Origin of the sequence: Christiangramia sp. 3-2217-3z (genome assembly GCF_051195275.1) — a bacterium.
In the GTDB taxonomy this organism is placed as follows: domain Bacteria; phylum Bacteroidota; class Bacteroidia; order Flavobacteriales; family Flavobacteriaceae; genus Christiangramia; species Christiangramia marina.
In genome coordinates, this window is sequence record NZ_JBNJLI010000001.1 from 665,705 (window position 1) to 685,381 (window position 19,677).

Annotated in this window: 18 protein-coding genes and 1 pseudogene; 10 read left to right on the top strand and 9 right to left on the bottom strand. The window is 37.9% G+C overall.

Annotation, left to right across the window (positions count from 1 at the left end; all coding sequences use genetic code 11):
* The first annotated feature begins 46 nt into the window (after positions 1-46).
* From menD to ACSHZO_RS03155, 3 genes are all read left to right on the top strand, one after another.
* Positions 47-1,780 (top strand): 2-succinyl-5-enolpyruvyl-6-hydroxy-3-cyclohexene-1-carboxylic-acid synthase, encoded by a 1,734-nt coding sequence (gene menD / locus ACSHZO_RS03145; RefSeq protein ID WP_298246608.1) that lies wholly within the window; start codon positions 47-49, stop codon positions 1,778-1,780.
* A gap of 68 nt (positions 1,781-1,848) precedes the next feature.
* Positions 1,849-2,193 carry a DUF2853 family protein gene (locus tag ACSHZO_RS03150; RefSeq protein WP_295181677.1) on the top strand — a complete coding sequence of 115 codons (345 nt, stop codon included), beginning with the start codon at positions 1,849-1,851 and terminating at the stop codon, positions 2,191-2,193.
* A gap of 101 nt (positions 2,194-2,294) precedes the next feature.
* Complete coding sequence (locus ACSHZO_RS03155; protein ID WP_298246609.1) at positions 2,295-3,143, top strand: CvfB family protein; 849 nt, start codon at positions 2,295-2,297, stop codon at positions 3,141-3,143.
* Here ACSHZO_RS03155 and ACSHZO_RS03160 read toward each other — a convergent pair.
* Positions 3,137-3,592 (bottom strand): hypothetical protein, encoded by a 456-nt coding sequence (locus tag ACSHZO_RS03160; protein WP_298246610.1) that lies wholly within the window; start codon positions 3,590-3,592, stop codon positions 3,137-3,139. The two genes, ACSHZO_RS03155 and ACSHZO_RS03160, sit on opposite strands and share 7 nt — an antisense overlap.
* Positions 3,593-3,724: 132 nt before the next feature.
* On the opposite strand from ACSHZO_RS03160, the gene ACSHZO_RS03165 reads away from it, so the two are divergent.
* The 5 genes from ACSHZO_RS03165 to ACSHZO_RS03185 all read left to right on the top strand — a co-directional run bounded on the left by ACSHZO_RS03165 (position 3,725) and on the right by ACSHZO_RS03185 (position 6,328).
* The gene (locus ACSHZO_RS03165; RefSeq protein WP_298246611.1) at positions 3,725-4,132 is read left to right on the top strand and encodes a DUF2059 domain-containing protein; all 408 of its coding nucleotides are present in this window, start codon (positions 3,725-3,727) and stop codon (positions 4,130-4,132) included.
* A gap of 100 nt (positions 4,133-4,232) precedes the next feature.
* Positions 4,233-5,072, top strand: a complete 840-nt coding sequence (locus ACSHZO_RS03170; RefSeq protein ID WP_298246612.1) for a 1,4-dihydroxy-2-naphthoyl-CoA synthase — start codon at positions 4,233-4,235, stop codon at positions 5,070-5,072.
* A 63-nt stretch (positions 5,073-5,135) separates the two neighbouring features.
* On the top strand, positions 5,136-5,696 hold the full coding sequence (locus ACSHZO_RS03175) for a hypothetical protein (protein WP_298246613.1): 561 nt from the start codon (positions 5,136-5,138) through the stop codon (positions 5,694-5,696).
* A 53-nt stretch (positions 5,697-5,749) separates the two neighbouring features.
* Complete coding sequence (locus tag ACSHZO_RS03180) at positions 5,750-5,875, top strand: hypothetical protein (protein ID WP_298246614.1); 126 nt, start codon at positions 5,750-5,752, stop codon at positions 5,873-5,875.
* A gap of 108 nt (positions 5,876-5,983) precedes the next feature.
* Complete coding sequence (locus ACSHZO_RS03185; protein WP_298246615.1) at positions 5,984-6,328, top strand: hypothetical protein; 345 nt, start codon at positions 5,984-5,986, stop codon at positions 6,326-6,328.
* Between the two features lie 145 nt (positions 6,329-6,473).
* Here ACSHZO_RS03185 and ACSHZO_RS03190 read toward each other — a convergent pair whose 3' ends face one another.
* The 8 genes and pseudogenes from ACSHZO_RS03190 to uvrA all read right to left on the bottom strand — a co-directional run bounded on the left by ACSHZO_RS03190 (position 6,474) and on the right by uvrA (position 16,417).
* Complete coding sequence (locus ACSHZO_RS03190; RefSeq protein ID WP_298246616.1) at positions 6,474-6,653, bottom strand: hypothetical protein; 180 nt, start codon at positions 6,651-6,653, stop codon at positions 6,474-6,476.
* A gap of 30 nt (positions 6,654-6,683) precedes the next feature.
* A complete protein-coding gene (locus tag ACSHZO_RS03195; protein ID WP_298246617.1) occupies positions 6,684-6,872 on the bottom strand; it encodes a hypothetical protein in 189 nt (62 codons plus the stop codon).
* A 33-nt stretch (positions 6,873-6,905) separates the two neighbouring features.
* Positions 6,906-6,977: pseudogene (locus tag ACSHZO_RS03200) on the bottom strand (hypothetical protein); the annotation flags it as partial.
* An 82-nt stretch (positions 6,978-7,059) separates the two neighbouring features.
* Complete coding sequence (locus tag ACSHZO_RS03205; protein WP_298246618.1) at positions 7,060-7,254, bottom strand: hypothetical protein; 195 nt, start codon at positions 7,252-7,254, stop codon at positions 7,060-7,062.
* Between the two features lie 153 nt (positions 7,255-7,407).
* Positions 7,408-9,807 (bottom strand): alpha-ketoacid dehydrogenase subunit alpha/beta, encoded by a 2,400-nt coding sequence (locus ACSHZO_RS03210; protein ID WP_298246619.1) that lies wholly within the window; start codon positions 9,805-9,807, stop codon positions 7,408-7,410.
* 189 nt (positions 9,808-9,996) lie between these two features.
* Positions 9,997-12,810 carry a metalloprotease gene (locus ACSHZO_RS03215; RefSeq protein ID WP_298246620.1) on the bottom strand — a complete coding sequence of 938 codons (2,814 nt, stop codon included), beginning with the start codon at positions 12,808-12,810 and terminating at the stop codon, positions 9,997-9,999.
* A 76-nt stretch (positions 12,811-12,886) separates the two neighbouring features.
* Complete coding sequence (locus ACSHZO_RS03220; RefSeq protein ID WP_026915679.1) at positions 12,887-13,576, bottom strand: TIGR00730 family Rossman fold protein; 690 nt, start codon at positions 13,574-13,576, stop codon at positions 12,887-12,889.
* Between the two features lie 9 nt (positions 13,577-13,585).
* Positions 13,586-16,417 carry an excinuclease ABC subunit UvrA gene (gene uvrA, locus ACSHZO_RS03225; protein ID WP_298246621.1) on the bottom strand — a complete coding sequence of 944 codons (2,832 nt, stop codon included), beginning with the start codon at positions 16,415-16,417 and terminating at the stop codon, positions 13,586-13,588.
* A gap of 384 nt (positions 16,418-16,801) precedes the next feature.
* On the opposite strand from uvrA, the gene ACSHZO_RS03230 reads away from it, so the two are divergent.
* Together ACSHZO_RS03230 and ACSHZO_RS03235 are read left to right on the top strand one after the other, a co-directional pair.
* Complete coding sequence (locus ACSHZO_RS03230) at positions 16,802-17,806, top strand: LuxR C-terminal-related transcriptional regulator (protein WP_298246622.1); 1,005 nt, start codon at positions 16,802-16,804, stop codon at positions 17,804-17,806.
* Between the two features lie 392 nt (positions 17,807-18,198).
* Entirely contained in the window at positions 18,199-19,668 is a 1,470-nt protein-coding gene (locus ACSHZO_RS03235; RefSeq protein WP_298246623.1) for a hypothetical protein, read from the top strand.
* Positions 19,669-19,677: the final 9 nt, after the last annotated feature.

The following is a 19,677-nucleotide window of genomic DNA, read 5'->3' on the forward strand; positions in this document are numbered from 1 at the left end:
CAAAAACTCTTTCCAGCTTAGACGTAAATACTAATTTTGGGAGTCTATGAAATATTCAAAAATTCCGGTAGCGAGATCTGTGGTAGCTCTTTGTGTTGCCAAGAATATAAAGCATGTGGTAATTTCACCAGGTTCGAGAAATGCGCCCTTAACAATAGGCTTTACGCATCATGATGATATTACAGCTTATAGTATTGTAGATGAACGCTGTGCAGCTTTTTTTGCGCTGGGAATTGCTCAACAAAAAAGGACTCCTGTGGCGCTGGTATGTACTTCAGGTTCAGCACTGTTAAATTATTATCCGGCGATCGCCGAAGCATTTTATAGTGATATTCCATTGGTGGTAATTTCCGCAGATCGTCCCATAGAACGTATTGATATTGGCGATGGACAAACCATCAGGCAGAAGAACGTTTTCGAAAATCATATCCTGTACTCTGCCAATCTCTATTCTGAACTGGTACTGGAACATCAATCTGAAGACGCCAAGCTTAAGCAGAAACAATTTGAAGCACGTAAACATAACGAGCGGGAAATCAACCTCGCTTTGAATAAGGCGATAGAAGAAAAGGGGCCTGTACATATTAATGTGCCTTTCTACGAGCCACTTTATGATACGGTAGAACATATAGAAGTAGATCCATTGCAGATCCTTCCCGAGGTGAATGAGAAACACTATACAGAAGCACAATTGAACAGCTATGTGCAGGAGTGGAATAGCGCCAAACGTAAGATGGTGATCGTCGGGGTGGCCCAGCCAAACCTGATAGAACAACAATTCTTAGATATGCTGGCGAAAGATCCCAGCGTGATCGTTTTTACTGAAACCACATCGAATATTCATCATCCAGATTTCTTTACCAGGATCGATACGCTGGTAGGACCTATCGAAAAGGAAGAAAATAACGAAGAATTATTTAAAAAATTGCAACCGGATATTCTGCTCACTTTCGGCGGAATGATCGTATCGAAAAAGATCAAAAACTTTCTGAGAAATTACAATCCTAAACATCACTGGCATGTAGATTCTAAAAAGGCCTATAACACCTTCTTTTGTTTGAACAAACATTTCGAAACAGATGTAAACGGTTTTTTTCACTCATTCATGCCACTCACTAAGACAATAGCCAGCGATTATGGAAATTTCTGGAAGGATGTAAAGTCGAACAGGCAGCACCGTCATGAAGAGTATATGTCTGAGATCCCATATTCAGATCTTAAAGCGATGCAATTGATCGTACCAGAGGTACCAGATCACAGTATCGTGCATTTCGCGAATAGTTCTACCATCAGGTATGCACAATTGTTTGAATGGGATCGAAGTCTGAACACTTTTTGTAATCGAGGAACCAGTGGGATCGATGGTAGTACTTCAACTTCAGTTGGATCAGCGGTAGCTTCAGATAAACCTGTTTTATTCATTACAGGTGATTTAAGCTTCTTCTATGACAGCAATGCATTATGGAATGATCATATACCTTCCAATTACCGCATAATTTTACTGAATAATAATGGTGGAGGTATTTTCAGAATATTACCGGGAAATAAAGATTCAGAGAATTTTGATACCTATTTCGAAACTACTCATGATTTGCAGGCGAAACCTATTTGTGAGTTGTATGGATTTAACTATTCAAAAGCTGCCAATGAACAGGAAATAGAGCATGAACTGAATACATTTTTTGATGCTTCTGAAAAACCTAAATTACTGGAAATTTTTACTCCGCGTAAAATGAACGACAAGGTATTGCTGGAATATTTTAGTTTTATGAAATCTTAGTCGGCTTTCATAGGCTTCTTTTTTACTTTTTTATTAACTTACCTGAGCTAAAACTTAAAATTTAGATCATGAGTAAACTTGATGAAAAAGTAGGTCAGTATATCGATGACCTTAAAACCAAAGTAGGAGAGGATAATCCTGATGTGGATCTTCTGCGGAAACTGGCTCAATCCATGGGTCCAAGTATTTATAATGCCGACGCTGAAACTGTTGCGGCTTCCAGTAAATCTGAAGTTGAAACAGTAAAGAACAATTTCGTCATGAAAAAACTTGGAGTGACTGATGAAGAGAAGGCTGACGAAGCTATCAATCAGGTAATGGAAAAGTATGGAAAATCAAACCGTAATAAATACAGAGTGGTGATCTACTACCTTCTAACCAAGCATTTTGGTAAAGAAAGTATGTATAAGTAAACTACTTCAAGCATATATAAAGATCCGTTTGTGGGATATTCTCATAAACGGATTTTTTTATTGCTGATTAACAGTATCTTTGTATGCTAAATTTTTAGACTATGATCAGGTTAGGAGAATACCATGAATTAAGTATTATTAGAGAAAGCGATCACGGTGTGTATCTTGAGAACGATGCCGGTGATGAAGTGCTTTTGCCTAATAAATACGTTCCTGAAACCTGGATGGTCTATGATAAGATCACTGTTTTTGTGTACCTGGATCATTCAGAAAGACCGGTAGCAACAACTTTGAAGCCTAAGATCAAGTTGGATCAATTCGAAAATCTTACCTGTGTTGAGGTTAGTAAATTCGGAGCATTTTTGGATTGGGGATTGGAGAAACATCTTTTTGTTCCTTTTAAGGAACAGGTGATTCCTATGCAAAAAGGAGAGCGCTATCTTGTATTCTGTTACCTGGATCTCGAAACAGAAAGACTTACTGCATCTTCCAAAGTTCATGCATTTCTTGATAATTCTGAGCTCACCGTAGAACCGTTTGAAGAAGTGGATCTAATCGTAAGTAACGAAACCGATCTTGGTTTTAATGTGATCATCAATCAGTTGCATTTAGGTTTGATCTATCATGACGAAGTCTTTAAAAAATTGCGAATTGGTGATTCTCTAAGAGGTTTTATCAAGAAAATAAGAACAGATAATAAGATCGATATCATGTTGCAAAGGCCGGGATATCGAAGTATCGAGCCAAATGCTCAGAAAATTCTTGATAAACTCGAGTCTTCCGGTGGTTTTATTGATCTAACAGATAAGTCTGATCCTGCAGATATCAAATCCAGATTGCAAATGAGCAAGAAGAGCTTTAAAAAAGCAATTGGAAGCCTTTACAAGAACAGGCAAATCGATTTGAATGAAGACGGAATTACTTTAAAAGAGCAAGACCAGGATCAATAGATATATCGATATGGAGAATTATATCTTCTCACTCCATAACTACGCTGATTGTAATTGTTCAGGAATGGATTGTAGAAAGGGTTGCTAAAAGAATCATTTCTATCTCTAGCTTGGATATTCCCTGTTACTTCAAAAATTTTCTTATCTCTGGTTCTCTGCGGAAGTGGAGATCCAAGGTCAATTTCGCGCGTAATTTTATTTCTATTTGATTTGTCTATGATTGCCAGCATATCGATCTGGTCTTTCTGAATATCATTCCGAAGATGCATAAAAGAACCATCAGATATATTAAATTCGGAAGGTTGCTGCCAGTTAAAACTGAAGTCTTTCCAGTCATTTTGAATACCACGATTGCCAATTTCGAAATCCTCACGATCCCAATACCCGAATTCCTGAGCAGAAGTACTAAAACCTGCCAGCAAAAAAAGTAGGATGTAAAGAATTCTCATGATCAGTTTTTTCTGAAGAATATCAAAAATGGTGCAAAAACATTAAATATGTTCCAATTCTTTTAGAAATTATTGAAACAGTTTTGTAAAAACGATTATTTTCACTTCCAAATTATAAAATCGAACACAAATATGAAAAAATTAATATTAAGTATCGGAGTTGCGTTTATAGGATTTTCCTCTATGGCGCAGGAGCAAATCACTTCAGAAGAAACAAAAGCGATTAAATTAATAGAGCTTACTTCAGGTCAGCAATTTGATATCATGACCGAGCCGATCGTGAAAATGGTTGCTGAAGATAAAAGAGAAGAATTTAAGAAAGAACTTTCTGCCAGCACTAAGGAATTGTATAAGAAAATGGCGGTGATCTATACTGAAAAGTTTACAGAAGAAGAACTTGATGAGATTCTTGCATTCTATGCTACACCGGTAGGAGAAAAGATGGTTGAACTTACTCCAGACATTACGAAAAAAGCCATGGAGATAGGCCAGGCCTGGGGAATGGAATTACAACCTATGATGGCAAAATATATGCAATAATCATTACTTAAGTATGATCTAAACCTGTTCCCTGGAACAGGTTTTTTTATCTACTTTCTGAAGTGAACTTAAAACTTTATTTTTACTGAAAACTATTTGTATGGCTACGATAAACTGGAAAACAGTACGTGAATATGACGATATAACCTATAAGAAGGCAGATGGGGTTGCGAGAATTGCGTTCAACCGACCTGATGTTAGAAATGCCTTCAGACCAAAAACAACTTCAGAGCTTCTCCATGCTTTTCAGGATGCACATGAAGATACTTCAATTGGTGTTGTGCTACTTTCTGCTGAAGGACCTTCTACAAAAGATGGAAAATGGGCTTTTTGCAGTGGAGGCGACCAGAAAGCGAGAGGTCACCAGGGGTATGTTGGTGAAGATGGATATCACAGACTCAATATTCTTGAAGTACAACGGCTAATTAGATTTATGCCGAAAGCAGTGATCTGTGTGGTTCCCGGTTGGGCAGTAGGTGGAGGTCACAGTTTACATGTGGTCTGCGATCTTACGCTGGCTTCTAAGGAACATGCGATCTTTAAACAGACAGATGCAGATGTCACCAGTTTTGATGCCGGATATGGCTCTGCATACCTTGCAAAAATGGTAGGGCAGAAGAAAGCCAGAGAGATCTTCTTTTTAGGAAGAAACTATTCTGCTCAGGAAGCTTATGAGATGGGTATGGTTAACGCCGTGATTCCGCACGAAGAATTGGAAACTGCTGCCTTTGAATGGGCTCAGGAAATTTTAGAAAAATCACCAACTTCCATAAAAATGCTGAAGTTTGCCATGAATCTTACCGATGATGGGATGGTAGGGCAGCAGGTATTTGCCGGTGAGGTCACCAGGCTGGCTTATATGACGGATGAGGCTAAGGAAGGTAGGGATGCATTCCTAGAGAAAAGAAAACCAAATTTCGAAAAGAAATGGATTCCATAGAGTATTCACGCAACCATTTCAGGAAAAGAACGTCTTTGTAGTAGAACTAAATTATAGATGATTATGGGATGCCTAAAAATAGTATACAGATATTTTGTCCTGTTTCTAACAGTTGTAAGCTTTAGCTCATGTAGTAGCGATGACAATTCTGATAATGAAAACGAATTCGTTGGTGAAAGTGGTATTAATTCTTCGGAAAGCAAAGAGTTATGGCTTTCCTTGAAAAGCACTAACAATGATAGCTATGAGTATACAATAGAAACAGTATCCTGGACAGGCTTTGCTACTTCAACTACAATTAAGGTTGAAGATGGGGAGGTTGTAAGTAGAGATTTTATGTCTACCCAGACCCAGGAAGAGAATCCAGCCGAAACTGAAATTGTAGAGGAATACCTGGAGAATGGTTCTGATCTTGGAACTCATGAGAGTGGAGCAGATATTCTGACCATAGATGAATTGTACAGCCTTTGTTTTGCAGAATATCTGACTGTAGATACTGATTCCAACCTTATATATTTTGACACTACTTCCGAAGGGGTTGTTAATACCTGTGGTTATGTAAATAAAGATTGTGCAGATGATTGTTTTGTTGGTTTTAAGCTGACTGACTTTACCTGGTTATAGCTTCACGGTTTCCAATAAAATTATATTTTTCGAAACAGACTTAAAACATCAATATGAAAAAGCTGCTTATTCTGATGTCAGTCTTCCTGATTTATGCGTGTTCCGAAGATTCGGATCAAGGAATTCTTGATCAGGAAGTTCTAAAGGAGAAACCGGAAGTAGTCGAGGAAGATATTTAAGAAGTTTCTGAAACCGAAACCGAAAGTGACGCTGATAGCGGAGATAATGAAGAAGACTCAGGTACCGAAATTGAAGTAGAACTTCCTCAAGTTTGGAAATTATTTAAAATGAGCTGCAGTAATACCGGAGAGTGTATAAAGGAAGGAGATGAAATGGATTTCCAGGATACTTATACTTTCAGGGAAGATAATACAGTTGAAAAGATCAGGATTAGGCAGAATGATACGATAAAGGTAGAAGGAACTTTTAATGTAACTAAATCGTACTATGATACCCCGGCTTATACACTGCAGTATGAGGGAGAGCCGAAACCAGAGGATATTGAGATTTATTCAAGTTGTTTAAGTAGGGAAGAATATCTTTATGTGATTCAGGATGACGAAAATATTCTTAAAAATACTGTGGAAGATTGTGATGGTCCTAGAATGTACTATAGCAGGGAAGATCAATAGAATAAATAAACGAAGCACATAGAAAAGCCATGTAGAAATACATGGCTTTTTTTATTTTTGATATACCTGAAATTCAATACGTTCTTTTAATTAAGCTATCAATTTTTGCTGCAATTTCCTCATGAACCTCTTCCTGCAGAAAATGTTATGATGAGAGCAAATGAGTTTCCTGGGTATCGGTTAATTCCTCCAGTTCTTTACTAAAATGATCGTAGGTTAGAGCCGGATCATCCTCGCCCCATACTGCCTGAATTGGATAGCCTACATTTTTTAAAGCGGTCTGTACTAAATTTTGAAATTCTTCAGTTTGGTTGAAATTTCTCATGAGCTGCAGAAAAGCTTTACCCTCATCTTCTCACTTTAGTAGATCAACGTAGGCTTTAATTTCCGCAGAAGAAGAGCAGGAAGAATCGTTTACTCCCATGTGAGAAAACATAATTGGCCAGGTAGCATGAGTAATGGAAATTAACTCAGCTTCACCCAGGACTTTTTTCTCGAAGGGTCGCATCGCCAACGGTTTCTTGAAATTCTGAATATCTATCATGGTATTCAGTATAGTAATTGATTGAACTTTTCCAAGATTTTTAGCAGCTAGCACAAACCCAACCGGACCACCAATATCATGGACAACTAAATGAAATTTTTCAATCTTTAATTCCTTTAGGCAGCTGTAAGGAAGTCGGCGAAATTATTGAATTCGTAATTAAAATCCTCCTGTCTGTCGGTTAAACCTAGTCCGGGAAGATCAACAGAGACAACACGACGACCTTTTTCCCTGGTGAATCTATAACTTTCCTATATAAAAAAGAGAAAGTAGGCACTCCATGAACACAAAATACCACTTCACCACTTCCTTTGTCCAGAGCAAATGTGTGGATACCGTTAATATCAAAATATTTCCCTGCTCGTTCGTGATATTTGATCACCTCTTCAATTTCCTTACTTATAACCGTTTTGTTTGAATAGCCATATAGCTACGATCTTAAAATTAAGTCTCTCGAAATCAAGCCTTTAAGCATGGTTAATAAACAAAAAAGCCGCGAATAAATCGCGGCTTATATATGAACAGATAGATTTTACTATCGTAGTTTCGGATATTTATTAGGATTGGTTTCGTGCATGATCGTATACACTTTTTCAAAGATATCTTCCGCAGATGGTTTGGAAAAGTAATCACCGTCTGTACCGTAAGCAGGCCTGTGTTCTTTAGCTGTTAAGGTTTGCGGTTTACTGTCCAGGTATCTATATGCATTTTGTTCATCAAGAACTTTCTGCAGTATATAGGCTGAAGCTCCTCCAGGAACATCTTCGTCAATTACCAATAGTCGGCTTGTCTTTTGAACACTTTTTACGATGTCATGGTTAATATCAAAAGGTAATAAAGACTGAACATCTATCACTTCGGCATCAATGTCAACCTGAGCCAGTTCCTTGGCTACTTCTTCTACAATTCGCAATGTAGAACCGTAAGAAACAAGAGTGATATCTGTACCTTCTTTCAAAGTTTCAGTTACCCCAATAGGCGTTTTGATATCCTTTAGGTTCGTAGGTAACTTTTCTTTAAGCCTATATCCATTAAGACACTCGATAACTAATGCTGGAGTATCTAATTCCAAAAGATGATTGTAGAAACCAGCAGCTTTCGTCATGTTTCTAGGAACAAGAACGTACATTCCTCTTACAAGGTTAAGAATACCGGCCATTTGCGAACCACTATGCCAGATACCTTCGAGACGATGCCCTCTGGTTCTAACAATTAAAGGCGCCTTTTGCATTCCTTTGGTTCTATAGTGCAGCGTTGCAAGGTCATCACTCATCCCTTGAAGACAGTACATTACATAATCAAGATACTGGATCTCAGCGATTGGGCGTAGTCCTCTCATTGCCATTCCAATTCCCTGTCCAAGAATAGTTGCTTCTCTAATCCCGGCATCAGCAACTCTGAATTTTCCGTATTTATTTTGAAGTCCTTCAAGGCCCTGGTTTACATCTCCAATTTCACCAGCATCTTCACCAAAGATTAAAGCATTTGCATGATTTTCAAAGATCTGATCGAAATTGTCTCTCAGTATAATCCGAGCATCAACTTCCTCTGCTTCTTCATTATATTCAGGCAATACTTCTGTTAATGTATCTTCTTCGATATATAAATGCGAACTGTATTCACCCTTATTTTCTTCTCCAAATTCATTCAACCAGTTAAGTAATTCATCTTTTTCAGCAGAAGACTCACCGATCGTATATCTCAAGGTTTGTCTTGCAGCAGAAATTAGATCTTTCTTTAAAGGCTCTCTGTCATTGGCAATATTCTCTTTAAGAGAGTTAATAAAATTCCCGTTAGAACTATTACCAGCAACCTTACCAAGAAGTTCTACAACTTGCTTCTTTCTAGCTAAAGTTGGTTTTAAATAATTGTTCCAGGCGTTGCTTTTAGCAGCTCTTACCTGTTTTTTGATCTCTTTCTCCATAACCTCAAGATCTTCAGCATTGGAGAAATTATTTTCTATGATCCATTCCCGGAATTTCACATTACAATCATGCTCTTTCTCCCAGTTCAACCGGTCTTCAGATTTATATCTTTCATGAGATCCTGAAGTTGAGTGACCCTGAGGTTGTGTTAATTGCTGAACATGAATTAGAACCGGGCAATGCTCTGCACGTGCAATGGAAGATGCTTTTTCGTAGGCATCTACTAAAGCCGGGTAATTCCAGCCTTCTACCACAATAATCTCATAACCATCATGTTCCTCATCACGCTGAAAGCCTTTAAGAATTTCAGATATATTTTCTTTAGTTGTTTGATGCCTGGCGTGTACAGAAATTCCATACTCATCATCCCAGACACTCATCACCATTGGTACCTGTAAAACACCGGCTGCGTTAATGGTTTCCCAGAAATGACCTTCACTTGTACTGGCATTCCCAATGGTTCCCCATGCTATTTCGTTTCCATTATCTGTAAACTTCTCTGCAGAAATTCCATCAACATTTCTGTAGATCTTGGAGGCCTGAGCTAGACCAAGTAGTCTCGGCATTTGCCCGGCTGTAGGAGAAATATCTGAACTGGAATTTTTTTGTTCCATCAAATTTTTCCATTCTCCATTCGCATCGAGGCTATGCGTCATAAAATGTCCACCCATCTGTCTACCGGCAGACATTGGTTCATTTTCCAGATTCGTATCTGCATACAAACCAGCAAATAACTGTTCAGGAGTAAGAGCGCCTATTGCCATCATAAAAGTTTGATCGCGATAATAACCCGATCTAAAATCTCCATTTTTGAAAGCTTTAGCCATCGCCAGTTGTGGTACTTCCTTTCCATCTCCAAATATTCCGAACTTCGCCTTCCCGGTAAGTACTTCCCGTCTACCTAAAAGACTACACTCTCTGCTGGTGACAGCAATTTTGTAATCTTCAAGTACCTGAGACTTGAATTCATCAAATGAAATAGAATTTTCAGTTTGTGTTTCGCTTTGCATGAACATTATTTTGAATAGTAGCAAATGTAGCGAAAATCAAAATTATACACAATTCAAATTTTCGCGTCAAAACTGATAATAATTCAATTTTAACCTTTATTTATTATTTATTTCAGAAATAAAAGGCTTGAGATCTAGAATTCGTTGACAAATACGAAATTTATCTGAGTATAACGTAAGGGAATATATTTAATACCAGCGTCTTGTAAACAGTTTTATAATTGTGCCAATATCAAGAGAGACGATGAACCTGATCTTTTCATCATAATTTTCCTGAGCCACTTCCCAGCCCAGGTTGGAATAGATCGGAAGAAACAGTTCAAAATAATCCTGAACCAGACTCATACGAATACCGGAATCGTAAAGTAATTTCCCATTTTCGTGCCGATTCTTTACAATCCCTACATCACCATAAGCGTAGATCCATTTCCAGATATTGGTACTTGCATTCATGGTGGTGATCCACTCATTGGCGTATTCCGGTTGCAGTTGAGATTTAAAGCCTCCTTCAGCAACAATGATCTGTTGGCTGAATAATCCGCTTCCCTGGCTTCTTCCGTAGTAATTATAGTCAAAAAGATAATCTGTAGGACGATCCAGCGCAAAACTGAAGTAATCATTATTGCGGGCATCATTATACAAAAATGTACCTCCAAAGAACCTTAAATTGATTTGCCTGTTATTGGTGAACAGTTTTCTATATTCTGCTGTTACCGCTATTTTGCTGAACTTATCTGATAGCTGATAATCGAAAGATGCGGTTAAATGCTTTAGAAAGTTAGGGTTGCTATAGTTGTATTTCACATTCAGAACATTATAGTCTGGCTGAAGTAGTGGATCCTCAGGATTTTGATCTCGATGAACATTAATATTTCTAATTAATAAACGCTGACTTTCATTACTCCTTAAATATGAATTTCGGAAGGCAAAAACGAGAAACGGACTGTATTTCTGGTAGAATAGATCATAACCATAGGAATATCGTGAACCTCCAATCCCATAATAAATAAGGTACAGATCATTATTGTCGAACTGATGGGCGTTATAGAATGATGCCGATCCAACAAGAGTTTCACTACCAAAACCATATTTTGGAGAAAGTGAAAAATTGAAAGTTTTGCTCAGAACTGTTTTGTTATAAAGTTTAGGCCCAATAGAAATACCATCGTAAAGGTTGAAATCAAATTCTGGCATAAAAAAGATCTGATTATACCTTGGATCTTCGATATCCTGAAGCAGCCTGAATTGTACGGGCTTATTAAGCAGTGTGGTTACACGCTTGTAATTATTTCTTTGATTGAATTCGGGGATCTCGGCTTCATAATTTAAAGCAAGTCTTTCGATATCCATTCGGGGGATAGTAACCGTTTTAGTATCCCGAACCTTTTCGACCCAGGTCTTGTAGATGAATTTTCCGTCCTTAAGTCCGTAGAGACTGACAGGCATTTCGTTCTGCCTTAAATTCCTGATTTGAACATCCAGAGAATCATCCTCTCTTTTTGTTACCTTCTGAATCTTAAAATCAATTTTAGTATTGCTTCCCACGTAATCTTCAAAAAACCAAGAAATATCTTTCCCTGCATTCTTCTGAAGGATCTCTGCGAATTGATCATCGCTCGTAGGTTTTAGTTTATAGTTCTTATAAAATTCACCAATAGATTTCGATACCGTTGAGTCGCCAAGAAACTCTTCAAGATATTTAATCCCAACACCAGCTTTGTAGGCGTTTGCAATATTCTTGTTGAATTTGACCAGCGAATCCTGGCTGGTGTTTAGTGGCTGATCAATATTCATCCTGGCTACGTTCATGTAAAGGAACTGGTATTGATCGTTGAATTCAAGATCTGCAGCATGGAACCAGCGAATTCCAATTATGTCACTCAAATTCCCAATAAGTTTCATTTTGGGATAATAGGTGTCCACGTAATCGATCATTAATGAAACCAGAATAGCATCGGTCACCCATTTCTCGGTTCTGGGATTGATGAAAACTGAGTTCTGGAGATAGTAATTGGTTACGGTTTTGAATAGTTTGAGATCATATTGAAATCCGTCTGGAAATGGACGTATAAAACCTGGTAATTGATTAAGTCCATAAATAGGACTGTTCTGATAATCCTCCTGGGTAATAAAGATATTTTCATTGGGATAGCTTCCCAGCCTATTTTCAAGAAAACTAAAGGTTCGGGAGAGCAACTTTGTTTTGTTTTCCAGCTCAATATCTTCATCACGGATATTGGTTATTACTTTGTTAGAGTTGGCAGGTAGAGATTCAAAAATGTAAGTATTGGTAAGGTACATTTTACTATCCACACGTTGGTCTCCGCTAAAATGAATGGTCTTAAAACCTTTTTTGGTTTGGGTGCGCGTAAGGTCTAATGCTGAAGCTGCATAATATTCAGTAGGAATATCGATATCGATCTCAATATTGTACGGGCTTACATATTGGGTGCCGAGATCCTTGTGACTGTAAAGTTTCCAACCGTTATCCAGTGGGGCAGGAGTCATGTACCAGTAACGTAATTTGTAATTCCCATCACCATCCCGCCCAAATCGGGTGAATTTGTCATCAGGAATTTTTAAGTCGTATTGAAGATTTATCGTGATGGAATCTCCGGAGGCCAGTGGTTCGGGGAGAAATACTCGTACGAGGTCTTCAATATTGCCGGGACGGTCCCATTCCAGAGAGGATCCTTCAGCAGAATTAATGGACTTAATAGAGGTATGACCACGTTCTTCCTGCCTGGCAAAATGAAAGCGGCGGGCAAAATCTTCAGCAAACCTTTTCGCCAGCGGAGAAGTCTTGGAACTAAATGCATTGTTCCAGTCATTCAGGTAAATACTTACCAGTTCTCTTTCTTCAGTATTAACAAAAGTAATTTGCTGGTCGACTTCAATAGTATGAAGACTGTCAACCAGACGAGCGTTCACCTTCATGGCATTTTGTGCAGAGAGCCATAACGGGAATAGTAAGACTAGAAAGAAACACTGAAGGTATTTCAACGAAATTTAAGTTTAGTGCTGATAAAAATCAGATCTAAATATAAACAAAGTTTGATACCTTCAGCAGTTGAAAATATTAGAAATTCGGGCTTAAGTTATATTCATCATAGAATTTATCCAGGATGTCTATTACTTCGTCTTCAGTATCTACGACCTGTACCAGATCAATATCTGCAGGACTAATATTTTGAAAACTATCAAGAAGGGTAGTTTTGATCCATTCAACAAGACCTCCCCAGAATTCTGTACCAACAAGAATGATTGGAAACTTATCGATCTTATGTGTTTGAATTAGAGTAATCGCTTCGAACAATTCATCGAGCGTACCAAAACCACCAGGCATTACTACAAACCCCTGTGAATACTTTACGAACATTACCTTTCTAACGAAGAAATAATCAAAATCAAGACTTTTATCGTTATCTATATACGGATTGTCATGCTGCTCAAAAGGAAGATCGATATTAAGTCCAACAGATGTACCGCCGGCAAGGTGAGCTCCTTTGTTACCAGCCTCCATGATCCCGGGACCACCACCAGTGATGACGCCATAGCCATGATCAACGATCTTTTTCGCCACTTTTTCGGCCAGTCCGTAATACTTCATATCTGGTTTAGTTCGTGCAGATCCAAAAATAGAAACACAAGGTCCAATCTGGCTTAGTTTCTCGTATCCATTCACGAATTCCCCCATTATCTTAAAAATCGCCCAGGAATCATTCGTTCTTATCTCGTTCCAGGCTTTATTGCTATTTGCTGCTTTCATATGATTGGTTTAACTCATTTCCTTCTTCAGGAAGCGAGCAGTGTAACTTTTAGTGTTTTTAATTATTTGTTCAGGAGTGCCGGTTGCGACAACTTCACCGCCACCTTTACCACCTTCATATCCTATATCAATGATATGATCTGCCATTTTGATCACATCCATATTGTGTTCTATAATAAGGACAGTATTTCCTTTATCGGTTAGCGAATTTAAGACATCCATTAAAACTCTGATATCTTCAAAATGTAAACCGGTAGTTGGCTCGTCCAGGATATAAAAAGTATTTCCGGTATCTCTTTTAGAAAGTTCAGTCGCCAGTTTTATCCTCTGGGCTTCTCCTCCAGAAAGTGTTGTGGATTGTTGTCCTAAACTAATATATCCCAGACCAACATCCTGGATCGTCTTTAGTTTTCTATAAATCTTCGGAATGTTCTCAAAGAAAGGTGTAGCCTCATTGATGGTCATTTCCAGCACATCAGCGATAGATTTTCCCTTATATCGAATCTCCAGAGTCTCACGATTAAAGCGTTTTCCCTGGCAGGTTTCACATTCTACGTAAACATCTGGCAAAAAATTCATTTCGATCACACGAAGTCCGCCACCTTTACAGGTTTCACATCTTCCGCCTTTCACATTAAAGCTAAATCTTCCCGGTTTATATCCCCGAATAAGAGACTCAGGAGTTTTAGCAAAAAGATTCCGCACTTCAGAAAATACGCCGGTATAAGTTGCGGGATTCGAACGCGGGGTTCGCCCAATCGGACTTTGATTGATGTCGATCACTTTGTCTATATGATCCAGTCCTTTAATGGTTTTATAAGGTTTAGGAATCTTAACACCGTTAAAATAATGAGCATTCATGATAGGGTAGAGGGTCTCATTGATCAAAGTGGATTTCCCACTTCCCGAAACACCGGTTACCGCGATCATTTTTCCTAATGGAATTTTTATGCTTACATTCTTCAGGTTATTTCCTGTCGCACCCTTTAATTCTATCGACTTCCCATTACCTTTTCGTCTTTTCTCCGGAATAGCAATGGCCTTTTTACCGCTCAAATAATCTGCGGTTAGCGTAGAATGATTCAGCAGTTCTGAAGGAGGACCTTCGCTAATGATCTCACCACCATATTTCCCGGCACGTGGTCCAATATCGATCACGTGATCTGCCCTTTCGATCATATCCTTATCGTGCTCAACAACGATTACTGTATTCCCGATATCTCTTAAAGATTCCAGAGAATTAATTAGCTTTTCGTTATCACGTTGATGCAGTCCTATACTTGGTTCATCAAGAATGTATAAAACACCTACCAGTTGAGATCCAATTTGTGTAGCAAGTCTTATACGTTGTGCTTCCCCACCCGAAAGTGATTTGGAGCCACGATTAAGATTGAGGTACGTAAGACCTACATCTACCAGAAAGGCGATACGGGCGCGAATTTCTTTTACAACTTCTTCGCCAATCTGTAATTGTTTTGCTGAAAGCTTTGCTTCGATATTTTCGAACCAGTCAGCGAGATCTGAAATATCCAGGTTAGCAAGTTCGGCAATGTTTTTATCATTTATTCTGAAATATAAAGCTTCCTTTTTTAATCTGCTACCTTCACATTCGGGGCAATCTACCTTATCCATGTATTCCTTAGCCCATCTACGTAAAGAAGTGGAATCGTTGTTCTTAAAGGTTGTTTCAATAAAGCTTGCCACACCTTCAAAATCGATCTTAAAATCCCGGGTGATTCCTAAAGCTTTGGATTCTTTACTGAATTTTTCCTTTCCTCCATATAGAATCATGTCCAATGCTTCCTTCGGAATCTTATTGATGGGATCATTCAGACTAAAATCAAAGCGTTCAGCTATAAGTTCAAGTTGAGAAAATACCCAGTTCTTTTTTTGAGGTCCGTGAGGTTCCAGACCTCCGTTTTTAATGGATTTCTTAGGCTCCGGAATAATCTTGTCAATATTCACCTGGTATAAAGTTCCTATGCCGTTACAATTAGGACAAGCTCCTTTAGGCGAATTGAAGGAAAAGCTGTTTGGTTCTGGATTAGGGTAACTTATTCCTGTAGTAGGACACATAAGATTCCTGCTAAAATATCGAACCTCACCACTATCCTGGTCCAGGATCATAAGAGTATCCTCACCATGATACATAGCAGTTTTGATACTTTCATCAAGTCTTTTATCTGCTTCAGGCTTCTTTTCAATTTTCAGGCGGTCTACAACAATCTCAATATCATGAGTCTTGTATCGATCCAGCTTCATGCCTTTTTCAATATCAACGACCTTTTCATCTGCCCGAACTTTTATAAATCCCTGCTTGGCAATGGATTCGAACAATTCGCGGTAGTGACCTTTTCTACTTCTAATTACTGGTGCAAGAATATTAACCTTTTTACCTTTAAAATCCTGTAAGATGAGTTCCTTGATCTGGGAGTCTGTATAGCTCACCATTTTCTCACCAGTCTTGTAACTGTAGGCTTCTCCGGCTCTGGCAAACAATAATCTCAAAAAATCATAGATCTCTGTGATCGTTCCTACAGTACTCCTTGGGTTTTTACTGGTTGTTTTCTGTTCTATGGCGATCACTGGAGAAAGACCTTCAATTTTGTCCACATCTGGACGTTCCAGGCTTCCTAAGAACTGACGGGCATATGCAGAAAAAGTCTCAATGTATCTTCGCTGTCCTTCAGCATAGATAGTATCGAATGCGAGTGAAGATTTACCAGATCCAGAGAGACCTGTAATGACAACCAGCTGTTCCCTGGGTATAGAAACATCTATATTCTTAAGATTGTGAACTCTAGCTCCTAATACTTCGATACTGTCTTCAAATTTCGCCATACATTTTTTCAAGATGGCAAAGTTACTTATTGTAACGCTATTAAGAAAGCCGAAGTCAATGTACTGTTGTTAAGATAGCTGTAATTTTTTGTAAGAAAGAATATAGCAGAAAATTGTTAAGGTAATCTTAATTTTAAGAGTGATTTCAGTTTTCCAGTCGATGAAGTAAGTTAATATTGTTAAGAAAACCTTAATACTTGCATTATAAATAGCTGATTGTCAGAGTAATATTACTATAAAAATTTTATCTCAAGATTTACAGCTACTATATTTGGTTATCCCTAAAAACGTTCCCGATCTGTTCATGATCTATTTGAAGTGTAACTGTAACCCCACTTAGTTACAATTGGAGCTTGTTTATATTTATTTAATGTTTGAGATAAAATGCAAAAGAAACAATTACTTATTGTAAGTAAGAATGAATTGCTTATCCAGGAACTTGTTCAGGGTTTGAGCACTATGTTTGATGTTTCCATAGAAGGATCTATTCACGTAGCTTATCACAGGGTTCTCAATTTATTACCAGATACGATTATTTTCGACAAAACTTCCTATCGTAAACCTTCAGATTTTAAGAATCTGAAAAACTTTAAAGCAACCCACTTTCTAAAAAGAGCACATCTTGCAATCTATGGAAGTCCGTTGGAAATAAAGATGATGGCAAAACGATACAAAGATCTTGTAGATGAGTATCATTCTACTGCCACCGGTTTAGAGCAATTGGTTTCTAGAATTGCTCGCACTGCAGAGCAACACAAACTTAATTACTGGCATGAATGCTTTATGGGTCTTTTTCACCTGATGAATCAACCTGTGCTGCTTCTGGAGAAAGACCAGATAGTTAATATGAATGATGTCGCAATAAATACATTCAGGACCAGTGAGGAAATGCTGGATATTACAGACATCGTGAGACCGGATGCTAAAAATACAATACGTGAATGTTTACGCAAATTTGCAAAAGGTAAGCATATGCATGCTACAACTGAAACCACTCTCAGGATCACGAGTCAGAAACTTAGGAATGCACGTATCACGCTTTCAAAACTAACTCCGAAAATTCAGGATACCTATATTATGCTGATTGATTTTATGGGTGATGAATATTGTCTTCGAGACAACGTGGGATCTACGGCTACAGAACTTGAAAATTCTCTGTCAATGGTTAAATGTATGGAAGAGGAGAATTTCACGAGAAGAGAAAAAGAGATCATTACCCTATTATGTAAGGGCTATAAGACCAAGGAGATTTCAGAAGCACTATTTATAAGCCCTAAAACAATAGAGAAGCACAGATCAAGTATTATAAAAAGAACAAATTCAGATACGATCCTTGAAAGCATTATTTACGCTATCAATCACAACCTGGTTGAAATACCGAAATCTTAAAGCATTGTTAAAGAGATGTTTTAAGATAAATAATAGGGGATTTCCCCTATAAAAATGTGGAATACAATAACATATATTTACATAGATTTCTAAAAGAGGTTGCCCCCATCTTCACAAAATCTTTCCTACACTAAGATCGCCCCCGATCCTTACTTAATAAATTGAAAAGAATCATCTCATTTGAGATAACAAATATTATTTATTAACCATTCGAAAATTTATTAACCAAAACTTTTTAATCATGAAGTAGATAGTCACTCCCACCTGGTTCAATCTGAACCGGAAAACTCGTAAGATCAAATCTTAAGAACCTTTATCCACGAACATATATCGTTCCTTGGACCAGACATTTATTAACCATTCGAAAATTTATTAACCAAAACTTTTTAATCATGAAAAAATTTAATTTATACCTCGCTATTTTCTCGATGTGTGCTTTAGTGCTCACCGGATGTAGCAAAGATGAAAACGAAAAAATGAATCCAGGTGAAGATTCTGCATTTGTTGAGATCACTTTTGGAGCATCACTTGACGAACTGGTAAACCGGGCCGTGCAGGTGAATAAAGACCATTTTAACCAGATTCCAACCTGTTCAGATGCTACACCTGCAGTAGCAAGGATCGAATTTTCCTATGGAGGGCAGAATTATTCAACAGATGTAGATATTCTGTTTGATGGAACTGCATATTTCACAGATTACTCTGAAGCATTAAAAATCCCAGTAGCAAATAACGGTACGACTACCGTTACTTTAACTGGTTTTATGGTGTATGATGGAGATCCTGATACAGATGGAGATATTATCTGGATCGCGCCTAAATCTTCTGAAGAAGGTCAGTTTGATGGATATGTAGATAATCCTCTACCATTCGATTTTGATGTTCGAGACGGTACGAAACCATACATTGATATTGAAGTTCTGTGTTATGATAGACGTATGGTAAATGAATATGGATATGTATTCTTTGAACTTGAAAATACTGAACTAATCAACTTCTGTATTTTTGGAAACTTCTGTCCTCCATCTGGTAGACACTACCTTGCTTCTTATAGCGTGAATGTATGGACAGTGGATGAAAACGGTAATAATCTTGTAGATCTTTATGATGGAGGTATAGAAAATATGATCGTTGAAGAAGACGGACAGTATTCTGCAGACCCATTATGTATCGTGTTACCAGATAGATTAGACGAAACCGATAGATATCGTATTGAAATTAGAATTCAAGATGGTCCTGACTATGATGCTAATGAAGGAGAATTAATTAGAACTGCAATTCTAACAGATCTGGAAATTAGAACATTTTTTGATGGCGATGATAACCTGGAATACTACCACTTCTTTGAAGGTTGTGGAGAGTCTGATGATCCACAAATCTTTGATGATCCTCGTGACGATACCATGGTTTATAAGACTTGTGCTAAAGAATTAAATGATTCTGGTGTTATAGCCTTGGCTTCTGTTGCAAAAACAGGAAATAAATTTGATGTAACCGTACTTGCTACTAATACTACTGCAGGAATGAGTCATCTACAGCATATTCATGGATTTGCTCCTGTACAGGGAGTTCAACAGGATGCAACCTGTCCAACTATGGAAGATGCTGGTGCTGACGGAATTTTAACTCTTGAAGAAGGAGGTCTTGTTTATGGTCCTGTTCAACTGGGGCTATCTGTTTCTGAAGATCAATTCCCTGTTGCCGATGCAAATGGAAATTATATCTACGAAAGAGTTTTCACACTCTCAGCCGACGAAATGGAAAATCTCACATCTCTTGATAAGAACGTGATCGTAATTCATGGTCTTGATGGCAATGCTACTTTACCAGTAGCTTGTGGAGAACTTTCTCTAGTTCAATAATATAAAGGG